The sequence below is a fragment of the Candidatus Hinthialibacter antarcticus genome (assembly GCA_030765645.1).
Lineage (GTDB): Bacteria > Hinthialibacterota > Hinthialibacteria > Hinthialibacterales > Hinthialibacteraceae > Hinthialibacter > Hinthialibacter antarcticus.
This window is the reverse complement of sequence record JAVCCE010000043.1, coordinates 1-11,954: the sequence shown is the minus strand read 5'-3', so window position 1 is coordinate 11,954 and position 11,954 is coordinate 1. Positions and strand designations below refer to the sequence as shown.

9 protein-coding genes are annotated in these 11,954 nt (G+C 50.3%); 4 read left to right on the top strand and 5 right to left on the bottom strand.

What is annotated here, in order from left to right:
- The first annotated feature begins 295 nt into the window (after positions 1-295).
- Positions 296-1,318 (top strand): glycerophosphodiester phosphodiesterase family protein, encoded by a 1,023-nt coding sequence (locus tag P9L94_10495; protein MDP8244498.1) that lies wholly within the window; start codon positions 296-298, stop codon positions 1,316-1,318.
- A 188-nt stretch (positions 1,319-1,506) separates the two neighbouring features.
- On the opposite strand, the gene nhaA is transcribed toward P9L94_10495, so the two are convergent.
- The gene (gene nhaA / locus P9L94_10490; GenBank protein ID MDP8244497.1) at positions 1,507-2,697 is read right to left on the bottom strand and encodes a Na+/H+ antiporter NhaA; all 1,191 of its coding nucleotides are present in this window, start codon (positions 2,695-2,697) and stop codon (positions 1,507-1,509) included.
- Between the two features lie 157 nt (positions 2,698-2,854).
- Positions 2,855-3,514, bottom strand: a complete 660-nt coding sequence (locus P9L94_10485; GenBank protein MDP8244496.1) for a prepilin-type N-terminal cleavage/methylation domain-containing protein — start codon at positions 3,512-3,514, stop codon at positions 2,855-2,857.
- 281 nt (positions 3,515-3,795) lie between these two features.
- Here P9L94_10485 and P9L94_10480 point away from each other — a divergent pair, with 281 nt between their 5' ends.
- The 3 genes from P9L94_10480 (at position 3,796) to P9L94_10470 (ending at position 6,845) form a co-directional block, all read left to right on the top strand.
- On the top strand, positions 3,796-4,554 hold the full coding sequence (locus tag P9L94_10480) for a copper homeostasis protein CutC (protein ID MDP8244495.1): 759 nt from the start codon (positions 3,796-3,798) through the stop codon (positions 4,552-4,554).
- 293 nt (positions 4,555-4,847) lie between these two features.
- Positions 4,848-5,768 carry an endonuclease/exonuclease/phosphatase family protein gene (locus tag P9L94_10475; protein ID MDP8244494.1) on the top strand — a complete coding sequence of 307 codons (921 nt, stop codon included), beginning with the start codon at positions 4,848-4,850 and terminating at the stop codon, positions 5,766-5,768.
- Positions 5,769-5,789: 21 nt separating this feature from the next.
- The gene (locus P9L94_10470) at positions 5,790-6,845 is read left to right on the top strand and encodes a family 20 glycosylhydrolase (protein ID MDP8244493.1); all 1,056 of its coding nucleotides are present in this window, start codon (positions 5,790-5,792) and stop codon (positions 6,843-6,845) included.
- A 9-nt stretch (positions 6,846-6,854) separates the two neighbouring features.
- On the opposite strand, the gene P9L94_10465 is transcribed toward P9L94_10470, so the two are convergent.
- The 3 genes from P9L94_10465 to P9L94_10455 form a co-directional block, all read right to left on the bottom strand.
- Complete coding sequence (locus tag P9L94_10465) at positions 6,855-8,147, bottom strand: hypothetical protein (protein ID MDP8244492.1); 1,293 nt, start codon at positions 8,145-8,147, stop codon at positions 6,855-6,857.
- 436 nt (positions 8,148-8,583) lie between these two features.
- On the bottom strand, positions 8,584-10,344 hold the full coding sequence (locus P9L94_10460) for a sodium:solute symporter family protein (GenBank protein MDP8244491.1): 1,761 nt from the start codon (positions 10,342-10,344) through the stop codon (positions 8,584-8,586).
- A 150-nt stretch (positions 10,345-10,494) separates the two neighbouring features.
- A complete protein-coding gene (locus tag P9L94_10455) occupies positions 10,495-11,526 on the bottom strand; it encodes a hypothetical protein (GenBank protein ID MDP8244490.1) in 1,032 nt (343 codons plus the stop codon).
- Positions 11,527-11,954: the final 428 nt, after the last annotated feature.

Here is an 11,954-nt window from a genome sequence, read left to right as displayed (position 1 = left end):
TAAGGTTCATCCGGTAAGTGAGTACTTACATTGATGGATGGCCATAATATTTATTCAGAAACAGGCTCCGGCATTTCACAAATTGACAACCCAATCAGGCATGGGTGGAACTCTGGGAGCGCCTGTACATAAGCGCTTGAAAGCCCGCACTGAAGCGAGCAGAGTTGTACCCATGCCTGATACAGCGAAAGATCAAGAATGCACGAAAAAGCGTCAAAAAAACGCAATTCAATTTGTGATAAAGTATCCAAATACCGGAAGAACCTTTTTTATCTGTGCAGAAAGGAAAACACACATGAATTTCATAAAAATACTTAGCGTTGTTGCAATTGGGATCATCGCAGCGTTGTGTGCAGCCGCATCCGCTTCTCCCATTTCGTCGATCGACTCGGCCCACTTAGTTGAACGCGCATTGCGCGAACAACACAACATTCGCCATAGAACGATCAGCGTTGAGCAATCAACATGCAACAACCACCCAGCTTACATTGTGACAGGAATTTCAGGCGACGACGGCTATCGTTCCATCGTTGACGCGCAGGTTGCCCGCGTGATGGAGATCGAGCAAAACGGTGAAAAATTTTATGAATGGGGCGGCCCGCTGGTGGTAGGACATCGCGGAACAGTGAAATACGCGCCCGAAAACACGCTGCCGGCCTTCAAAGCCGCGATTGAACACGGCTGCGACCTGCTTGAAATCGACATTCGCGAAACCAAAGACGGCGAGTTAGTCATTATTCACGACTCCACTCTCGACCGCACCACCAACGGTTCCGGTCCGGTCAGCGAACACACGCTTGCCGAAATTAAGCAACTCGACGCAGGCTCCTGGTTCAGCGATGAATTCAAAAATACGCGCGTCCCAACTCTTCGCGAAGCGCTGGAATTTATGAAGGGAAAAGCGCTCCCCGACTTGGATTTCAAAGCGGGCGATCCAAAGAAACTTGTCAAAATTATCAAAGAAGAGGGCCTTCTAGGCAAAGTCACCATGCACTGCGGCGATTGGGACCTCTTGCAGCAAACTCAAGCGATTACTGACCAATTTCTCTTGCGCCCCGGCGTACCAGTCGGCGTTGCGGGACTGCCAATCTTGCTCGACAAATTCGACCCGCCGATTGTCAACATTGATTGGGGACAGTTCAACGAGGCGTTGGTTCGTGAAGTCCACCTGGCTGGAAGGAAATCATTCGTCAACACCATGCAGCATGACGACGCCTTTGGCATTCAAGCCATGCTCGACGTCGCGCCCGATTACATCCAGTCTGATGAAATTGAAATACTAGTCCCTCTCATGCGCGCCCGCGGTTTGAAAAACTAAGCGGGAATACCATTCCTCGCTTAAAAATTAAAGGCCTTGGCGAGTCTCTGTGAGCTCCTGTGCAAAGAGGGCAATAAGCCCGCACCGAAGCGAACAGAGATGTACCAAGGACTCGAATCATCTAACAAATAACGCCCAGGAGTAACATCACCCCTGGGCATTGAATGAACAGTATGTCATCTAAGAAACTAGGCTGCGGTTTCTTTCTTCAGCGTCGCGTTGAGGACAAAGTAACCCAAGACGCCAGACGCCAGCGAGCCGAGGATAATACCCAGCCGCTCGTCAAACATCAGGTTGACGCCGGTCTCCTCAAAGGCCAGCGACCCGATAAACAGGCTCATCGTAAAGCCGATGCCGCATAACGCCGCCGTGCCGTAAAGCGACGCCCACGAGAAATCGCTGGGCAGTTCAGTCATCTTCAGTTTGATGCCCAACCAGCAGAAGCCGAAGATGCCGACCTGCTTGCCAACGAACAGCCCCAGCGCGATGCCGAGCGGCACGCCGTGCAACACCTGTTCCATGCCGACGCCCGACAGGTTCAGCCCCGCGTTACAGAACGCGAAGATGGGCAGAATGACAAACGCCACCAGGGTATGTAAGTCGTGCTCCAGGCTTTTCAGCGGCGAGACATTCGGCTCAGACGCAGATCGAATCGGGATAAAGAACGCCAGCAACACGCCCGCGAGGGTCGCGTGCACACCCGACTTGAGCATGGCGATCCACATCACCGCGCCAATGGCAATATAAACGCTTTTTGAGACCACGCCGCTTCGGTTCAAAACCGCCAACACCACTACGCAAACCGCGCAAACCACCAACGCCGGGACCAGAATCTTGCTGGTATAAAAAATCGCGATAATAACAATCGCGCCCACATCGTCAAAAATCGCCAGCGAAGTCAAAAACACCTTCAAACTGGTCGGAACCCGCGAGCCAAGCAGCGACAAAATACCTAGCGCAAACGCGATATCGGTCGCGGCGGGAATCGCCCAGCCTTTCACCGCAACCGGATCGCTGTAATTGAAAATCAAATAGACCGCCGCCGGGACAGCCATGCCGCCGATGGCGCCGATGCCTGGCAGAATAATGTTCTTGGCGTCAGATAACTCGCCTTCGAGAAACTCGCGCTTTAATTCAAGCCCGACCAAAAAGAAGAAGACCGCCATCAACCCGTCATTGACCCACAAGAGCAACGGCTTGGCGATCTTTAACATGCCGACCTGCATGACAATCGGCGTGTCAATCAGCATATTGTAATAGGTGAACAGAGGCGAGTTTGCCACGATAATCGCCAACACCGCCGAAATCATCAGCAAAATTCCGCCTGATGATTCCATCTTCAAAAACTTTCCAATAAACGAATTCCCAACAGAAGCCATAAAATAATCCTTTGATAAGACATGAGATATAGATATAAGAAAGGCGACGCCATAGACGCCGTCCTTTAAAAAAAAGTCACTTTATTTATTTCCTGCTTACATACAAGAGTACAACAATTGCAGAACCATCCCAAAAAAAGGGCGCGGCGCCTGGAATTTATTTCAGCCCGCCGCCGGCGCGCACGACCAATTCCCCGTTTGAGGTAAGACCATTGCTCGCCTGATAGGGAACGCCCCAGGTTGCGCTAGGCATGTCGCCGTCGGGGCCGAAGCCTAGCAATACCCATTCGTTGGTGTTGAGCGGCCTGACGCCGTGTAGATTGGTGGTATTCATCTGTGGGTTATACACCGGGACATAAAAGCCGCCGTTGGCTGCGTCGAGCACTTCCAGGTCGCCATAGATATACGACCGGAAGTTGACACTATTGCCGCCGTGCACCTCGACGCCGTGTTTCTCAATAAACGGGTCCAGCGGCACACTGCTGATATACGAAACCGGCGTGGTCAGCGGCGCCAATACGTCGCGCCCGGTGCGCTGCAACTGGTTTGACTGGAACCCGGCGCCGTTAAATATATCGTTGATGCGCTCCACGCCCCATTCGTGATCGTCGTCCCATAAATCAACCAGCATCACGTTTTTATCGATGCGCAACATTTCAATCGCCGTGCCGACGCTTTTCATATCAGCGTAACTACGCGCGACTTTGGCGCGCACCTGTGCGTTCAAAAAATTGGGCACGGCAATCGCGGCGAGAATGCCGATGATGGCGACAACGATAAGTAGTTCGATTAAAGTAAATGCGGGGGAACGCTTCATCAAAAATTCTCCCTCAGGTATGCTGGGTTCGTCTTGGAAGAATTCTCAATGATGCAGGTTTACCTTATCATACAGCAACATAATTAAATAGACGCCATTTCGAAAATTTATTGAATCGGCTGTTACAATCCGACCTCGTACATTTTTATTCAAAGGCGCGAGTGCAATCCTGTGAGCGTCTAGCAGAGCCTGAAAGCCCGCACCGAAGCGAAGAGAGTTGTACCCGCGCCTTTACTCAACATGTTTTATACAATTTGAGATGGCTTATAGTGAAAAATACCATGACAAAAAAACCATTTGCTCTTGAAGTCATCGTCAATTCCGTGCAATCCGCCCGCGCCGCGCAGGCAGGTGGCGCTGACCGTCTTGAAATATGCGACAACCTGGTCGAAGGCGGAACCACCCCCAGCGCAGGCATGATTAAACGCATCCGGGCGGCTGTCGAGATTCCCATTCAAATTATGGTGCGCCCACGCGGCGGCGACTTCTGTTATAGCGCAGATGAACTCGGCGTGATGATGTACGACATCGAAACCGCGCATTATCTGAAGGCCGACGGCGTTGTGATTGGGCTACTCAAACCTGACGGTTCGATTGACGTCGAAAACACCAAGGCGTTGATCGAACAGGCGCGTCCATTGAAAGTCACCTTTCACCGCGCCTTCGATATGACTAGCAATCCAGACCATGCACTCGATCAATTAATCGAGATGGGCGTCGATATTTTGCTGACCTCAGGTCTCGAGAACAAAGCGCTCGACGGCGTTAAAAACATCACGCGCTTCGTCGAACGGGCGGGCGGTTCGCTGCGCATCATGGCGGGCAGCGGCGTCAACGAAAACAACGCCGCGCAAATCATCAACGCAACCGGCGTGCGCGACATTCACGTCTCATGCCGGACGCAAACCGCAAGCCTCATGCAATACAAGAACCCGAACATTCAAATGGGCGGCAGCTACACCATTGATGAATACAGCCTCAACTTGACCGACAAAGAAAAAATCCAGCGCGTAAAGAAAATACTGTCTACTATTGATTAGAAGCCAACTCAAAAAATCATTTCATGGGGATGTTGAATATTGATAAAACAGACCAGCCAATCCGGGCATGGGTGCAACTCTGGAAGCGCCTGTGCCTGTAAGCGGAGCAGCACCGAAGCGAGCAGAGATGTACCCATGCCGCGCACAGTGAAAGATCAAGTATTTCTAAGATGGCTTCTCATTGGTTTGACATTTATTTAATAAACGATGAATCCGCATTTTCTGAATATCATTTCTACAAAAATATGGCATACTAGAAGCCAACTCCAAAATTCATTTCATGGAGATGTTGAATGTTGATAAAACCGACCAGCCAATCCGGGTATGAGTGCAATTCTGAAAGCGCCTGTGCCTGTAAGCGGAGCAGCACCGAAGCGAGCAGAGATGTACCCATGCCGCGCACAGTGAAAGATCAAGTATTTCTAAGATGGCTTCTCATTACCGTCCTAACGTTTATGACCATCGGCGCGATCAACGCGCCAGCAGTTGAACTGCGCGTGATGACCTACAACATCCATCATGCAGAAGGCATGGACAAAAAAGTCGATGCGGCTCGTATCGCACAGGTGATCTCCAGCGCAAACGCCGATCTGGTTGCCCTGCAAGAAGTTGACCGCGGCGTCGAGCGCAGCCAGAAGTTAGACCTGCCGAAAATCATCGCGTCAAACCTTGGCTTTTCATTTGCATTCGGCAAGAACATCAACTACCAGGGCGGTGAATATGGAAACGCCATCCTTTCGCGCTTCCCTATTTTGGAATCCAACAATCACCACTACAAAATGCTGCGCGAAGGCGAACAACGCGGCCTGCTCCATGCAAAAATCGAAATTAATGGAAACCCGCTGCTTTTCATCGCAACGCATATTGACTACCGCCCCGACAACGCAGAGCGCCTCAGCAACGTCAAAGAGATACTCCAATTCGCCGACGAACACAGCGATACGCCCATCATTCTATGCGGCGACTTTAACGACACCCCCAACAGTGAAGTCCACTTGCGTCTCAAAGAACGCTTTTCCGACGCCTGGGAATCAGGCGGTGAAGGCCCCGAATTCACCTATTCCAGCACAAAACCGACCAAGCGAATTGACTTTATATTCGTCAGCGATACCGTACGCGTCAACAAAGCAAAAGTGCTCGAAACCGAAGCGTCTGACCACTTACCGTTGTTCGTTGAATTAGATGTTGATTTAAAAACAACTCCATCACAATAAAATGCAAACTGGAGAACACCAATGAGATTTTTATTCGCCCTCATCCCGCTGCTTGCGCTACTTCAAACAACATTTGCCGGGCCAATGCCCATTCGCGGCTTACACCTGACTTCAATCAATTCAAACGATATCGAACTCTATCAAGAATTCATCGAAAACGTCTTGCCGAAAGAAGGCGTAAATTTGTTGGTTCTCGAATTGAATTACAATTTTCAATTCAAATCTCACCCCGAATTAGCCAGTAAAAATGGCCTATCGGTTTCGGATGTGAAGAAATTATTATCGTCATCGAAAAAAGCCGGAATCGAACTGGTCCCGCAATTCAATTGCTATGGTCACCAGTCTTGGGCCGAACACACGTTCAAACTACTGAGCGAGTATCCTGAGTTCGACGAATCGCCGGGACAATACCCCAACAACGAAGATATCTATTGCCGCAGCTACTGCACGCTGCATCCCAAAGTGCATGAAATTGTTTTTGCGCTAATGGATGAATTGGCGGAGGCCTTTGAAGCGAAAAAATTCCACGTCGGCATGGATGAGGTTTTTCTTATCGCCGACCCCGCCTGCTCCCGTTGCAAGGGCAAAAACGAAGCAGACCTCTTCGCCCATGAAGTCAACAAGATTTATAAACACCTCGCCCAATCCGGCGTCACCATGATGATGTGGGGCGACCGTTTTCTTGACGGCAAAACCACAGGAATCGGAAAATGGGAAGCGAGCGAAAACAATACCGCCCCATCAATCAACATGATTCCAAATGACATCCTGATCTGCGATTGGCACTATGAAAAACCACACCCCACTGCGATCTACTTCGCCATGAAAGGCTTCCCCGTTCTCTCCTGCCCCTGGAGAAAACCTGAAGTCGCGATCGGACAGGTTGAATGGATTGAGAAGACGCAAGAGTTCGCCAACTCTCGTATATCAGACCGCATGAAGGGCGTGTTGCATACCACCTGGTGCGGCGCGACGCCATTCATCAAAGCCTATTACGGCGAAGACGACAAAAAAAACAAAGCGGCTGAAGAATCAGCCGCCTGTTTTAAGGCCTTAATGAAAGAACTCAGAAAATAGCGCATCCGATTATTTTACAGGCGCAACAACCACCGGCTGCACCCACGCCTGCTCAAATTCGCCCTCACGGTACGGGTTCTCTTTCAATTTCGATGAAACCACCTTTGCCCGCACATACAGTTCATCGCCGTTGTATGTATAGGACGCTTGGGCGCCGCTGACTATCGCCAACACTTCTCCTACGTCTTTGCTATATTTGCGGGTAACGGGAATGCCTGTTTTGGGGTCATTCATTGGCTTAGACGCGGCGTCATACCCTTTGCGCGTTCCATAAAAAAGAGTCTCAAATTCAACGCCGTTCTCAGGATGGATGTGAATCGTCATTTGATTCTTGGTATGTTGTATATCATCAAGCACCACGCCGCTGCTCGCATAAAAATCGCCCGCTTCCATCGCATGAATGATATGTTCGGGCGTTAGAAACGCCGCGCGTACGACCACCCATCCACGACCCGGGTTACTGTCGCGGGACGTGAACTTGTGATAGTTGTGGGCGTCGTCGGTGGCGATGCCGTACATAATGGGTTTATTCAATTCACCCAGGCGCTTGGTGAGAATGATGTCCCACATACGTTCCATGCTGGCGTGAATTTCGTCGCCTTCATTTCGTACGTCGGGGTGTCCGTTATAGACTTCAAAGAACTGTTCCCCGTCCAATCCGGCCAATTCTTCCGCCGTGATGCCCCACACAAAATTGGGGTGATTCATATGGGGAAACATCGGCTGCCCGGTTTCCCGGCGCTGCAAAAGGACCGCATTGATATTGTTCTGCATGGTCTCTTGCACCGAGTCGCCGCCCTGCGGCGCAATATAGTCAATGACATTAAGACCGTTCAAATGAACAGGCAAGTTCACTTTATATTTTTCATCTTTGAAATTATCCGTAATTTCTTCGGCTTGAATCATTAAGAAACGCCCCGGCTCTTCAAAGCGGGCGCGAATTTCGTTCCAGGGTTTCAAGCGCACTTGATACACGCCGTCATCGACGCGCGTTTCCACCCACTTCGCGCCAAACCGCCCCAGATATTTCTCAAAGGCCTTGCTGCCGCCCCTGTTCTTAATTGGGTTCACCCAACGCTCTTTCTGCATCAACACGTTGTGGTCAGACAACGCCAGAAAATCATAGCCTTGGCTTTTGTACCAATCGGCGATCATGTCGGGATAATCATCGCCGTCGCTCCAAAGAGAATGCGTGTGCAGGTTCCCCTTCCACCACTGCGCGCTTTCCTCTGCGATTGTGGAATACGTGCAAAGCGTAAGCGTTAATGCCATTGAGAGTAAAATTGAAAAGCGCTTCATCATCTTTTTCCTTCTTTCTTCGAGTGAATCCTACCCGCGTCCATCAAATGAATAGGACAAATATTTAAAGAAACTAAACCACCCTCGATTAAAGTCGAGGGTTTGGTTAGCGGATAAATCCGCCTTAAGATTCACAGGTTCTCCCCCCGAAGTTCGGGGGTGGAACTTTAACGAATCATCACCCTTTACCGCATCCGCGTCATTGCGAAAAAAGCGAAGCCATCTCAAAACATGAGTTACTGAAGTATCCCTGATAAATCAAATAATACAAACCAATTCTGGCCTGGGTGAAACTCTGGGAGCGCCTGTGCACAGGGGCCAGAAAGCCCGCACTGAAGCGAGCAGAGTTATACCCAGGCGAATTGCAATTAAAGAACAAGTCGTTTGAGATGGCTACAAGTAAAATCCCCAAAGATTTTATTAAAATAATGCATGCCATTTAATCTTTTGAAAACGAGATTTTTGGCAACAATTTAAATATCACAAAAAGCGAAACTGCGCTGGCGATTCCAAGCCCGGCGCTGACCGCGATGTTTCCGTATATATAACTGCCCGTGGCGAACAACGCGCAATACACCGCCATGCAGCCAAAAAAGATGCAAGCCAACGCAGCAGTAAATTCGCCCGGATTGCCCGCGTCTTTCACCTCAACCACTTTGCCCCAACCAAACCCAACGGGACGGATTTTATCGTAATACGCCTGCAACGTCTCCCGCTTCGTCATTGGAGTCACAAACGTAACCGCAAGCCAGGAAAGCGTTGTGATCGCGGTACCGATGGTGATTTCCTGCCAGGGATCAAACCGGTCAGGGATCACAAAATGAAACACCAGCGCTACGATAAATGATACCACCATGCCTGTGATCTCGCTCCAAGCGTTCACCCGCCACCAGAACCAGCGCAGCAAATAAATCGAACCTGTCCCCGCGCCGATCTGCAATAAAATCGAAAAACCTTCGAGCGCGTCTTTCAGGGTGAATGAGAACAAACACGCCAACACCATCAAAACAACCGTCGCGAGGCGCCCCACATTCACATAGTGTTTGGGCGTTGCGTCATTTTTGAAAAACCGCTTATAAAAATCTTCGACGAGATAAGACGCGCCCCAGTTCAAGTGCGTACTGATGGTCGACATATACGCCGCCGCCAATGACGCAATCACAATGCCCAACATCCCGTTCGGCATGAAAGTCAACATCGCGGGATACGCCATGTCATCGCCAACCAAATTCGCGTCCGCGTAGGGAAACGCCTGCTGGATTGATTCGATTGTGGGGAACACCACGATCGAACACAACGCAACCAGAATCCACGGCCACGGGCGGATCGCATAGTGAGCGATATTGAAAAAGAAGGTTGACATGAATGCGTTTTTTTCATCTTTGGCGGCCAACATTCGTTGGGCGATATACCCGCCGCCGCCCGGTTCCGCGCCGGGATACCAAACGCTCCACCACTGCACCGCGAAGGGAATAATCAACAGCGGCAACATCTCCTGCCAATTCGTAAAATCAGGGAAAATATTCGTCGCCTGTTGCACCGATTCATTCGCCAATAGGCCCGACAGTCCCCCAACATCGGGATGCCCCAACGAATAATATGCAGCGCCGATGGCGCCCACCATCGAGACCACAAACAAGATCATGTCGGTCAACACCACGCCCCACAATCCGGCGGCGCTGGAATACGCCGCCGTTAAGACGCAGCAGCAAATGACGGTCACATAAGGATCAATACCAAGCAGTAAGTTTGAAATCTTCACCGCCGCCAGCGTCACGTTCGCCATGATGATGACGTTAAACAACAAGCCGAGATACACCGCGCGGAAACCGCGTAGAAACGCTGCGGGCTTGCCGGAATAGCGTAATTCATAAAACGAAATGTCGGTCAACACGCCCGAACGCCGCCACAGTTTGGCGTATAAAAACACTGTCACCATACCGGTCAATAAAAACGCCCACCACACCCAGTTGCCTTTCACGCCGTCGGTGCGGACCAAGTTGGTCACCAGGTTGGGTGTATCAGTCGCAAACGTGGTCGCGACCATCGAAAGCCCCGCCAGCCACCACGGCAGGTTGCGCCCGGACGCAAAAAACTCGTCGTCGCCTTTGCCGGCGCGCCGTGAAAACCACAAGCCAATCGCGCCAGCCAGAATAAAGTAACCGGCAATAATGCCCCAATCCAAACTGTTTAAGTGCATGAGCGTCTCCAGCGTGAAAGCGTGTTGAATATTCGATTGTAATGAACGAGCCTAGAACACGTTTGTAGATGCAGAAAACCAAAAGTAAAGCCCGACGATTATATTCAACCGCCGGGCTTTGAGTTACGAGAATAGATACGTCCAGGTCAATTAGTTGCTTGACATGTGCATCAAGGCTTCGCGAACCGCAGAGCCTGACGCTTCGCCGAAGACCAGCGAACCAAATGGACGGGAAACGAATCCGCCAGTGTCGCCAACCCAGTTGGTGTACTGAGGAGCGGACGCTTGCGTGTAACGAGAGAATTGCACTTTCCATTCTGTACCAGGCATTGGCATACCCGTCACGTTACCGAAGCCCAGTCCGCCAACAGCATTTCCGTCGGCGTCCAGGAAGAAAGAGTGAACAAGAGCATTTTGAATATTGAACGGATCCAATTCATCTAAAGCAACATCTGCAATACCGTCGAGAACTTCTGACGCCCAATTTTGATAGTAACCATCAAGATCAGTCCAAGCAATGAACCATTCCATCACATAGCCATCCGCGGTCGGGCCATCAATAATAACTGATTTATTCAGCTCCCAACTCACGCCGTTCGCCCAATGATGGATAACGCCGTCATTGTCTACTAACGGTGGGTCAAATTTGCGTTTAAAACGGCCATTTTGGCCTGCTTCGCTATACGTATAGCTGGCATCGGCGCCATTGGCTGTAACGCCAGGCTCTGCCTGGATACTGTAACTAAAGAAATTTGAGTTCACAGCATCATCAGAATAGTTGGTTGGATCGACATAGATCGCCAAATAATCTGTCTCGCCGCCGAACGTAAACGTCTGAGCTTGCCCATCAACAGCAGTCGGGCCGCTGCCCAGAAACTCAGAAGCGCCCGCCGCAGCCGCAACGCCTGTGTCGGTGCACTCAAACAAAATGTAGAGACCGTCAACGCTATAAGCCACTTTAACGACGGTTGGTTCGAGCGGGTCTGCCGTTAAATCAGAACCGTGATCGCTCCATTCGCCCGGTGCGACCATGGCGTCGTCCCATTCGCCAGCGGATACAACGCCGTCGATGGTTGGCGGAGTCGCCAAAAACGGGGCGGTAACAGTCGCGCCTTCATTTAAGGCTTGTGCGGCGGGGACCAACAAACTCAGGGCCATCCCAAAAAGCAATGATTTTTTCATACTCTCTCTCCTTTAAAAACAAATAAATGTGACGTTATACGTCATCTAACGTAATTAAAGCATTGCTTCAATTCTCTGTCAAATAGTTATTGGTTTAAAATTCTACAAACTTCCCGCATCATCGTATATATAGCGTGAGCCCTCTATATTTACGAGACTGAGCAGCGTTGGATTTATCAAACGTGTCGAATGAATGATCGAGATAAACCTCTGAAATATTTATGCGCCCGCCCATTAATTTAATGCTTCTAAGTTAATGAAAACTAACAAGTTAGGCAACAGTTAAAGTTTACTATTTCAGTAAATCATAAAGTCGTCAATCGCCGTTTCAGCAATGAAGGTCACGATTAGTTTGGGCGGACCAAAACTTTCGCCGCCTTCGACCGCGCTGAGGTTCACCGGGGCGCCGCTGGTCGCTTCAAACAGCC

Bases quoted from the DNA above. Each gene is read 5' to 3' on its own strand.
- P9L94_10470 (MDP8244493.1), top strand. From the start codon at position 5,790: ATGAGATTTTTATTCGCCCTCATCCCGCTGCTTGCGCTACTTCAAACA.
- P9L94_10455 (MDP8244490.1), bottom strand. From the start codon at position 11,526: ATGAAAAAATCATTGCTTTTTGGGATGGCCCTGAGTTTGTTGGTCCCC.
- P9L94_10465 (MDP8244492.1), bottom strand. From the start codon at position 8,147: ATGATGAAGCGCTTTTCAATTTTACTCTCAATGGCATTAACGCTTACG.
- nhaA (MDP8244497.1), bottom strand. From the start codon at position 2,697: ATGGCTTCTGTTGGGAATTCGTTTATTGGAAAGTTTTTGAAGATGGAA.
- P9L94_10485 (MDP8244496.1), bottom strand. From the start codon at position 3,514: ATGAAGCGTTCCCCCGCATTTACTTTAATCGAACTACTTATCGTTGTC.
- P9L94_10475 (MDP8244494.1), top strand. From the start codon at position 4,848: ATGTTGATAAAACCGACCAGCCAATCCGGGTATGAGTGCAATTCTGAA.
- P9L94_10495 (MDP8244498.1), top strand. From the start codon at position 296: ATGAATTTCATAAAAATACTTAGCGTTGTTGCAATTGGGATCATCGCA.
- P9L94_10460 (MDP8244491.1), bottom strand. From the start codon at position 10,344: ATGCACTTAAACAGTTTGGATTGGGGCATTATTGCCGGTTACTTTATT.
- P9L94_10480 (MDP8244495.1), top strand. From the start codon at position 3,796: ATGACAAAAAAACCATTTGCTCTTGAAGTCATCGTCAATTCCGTGCAA.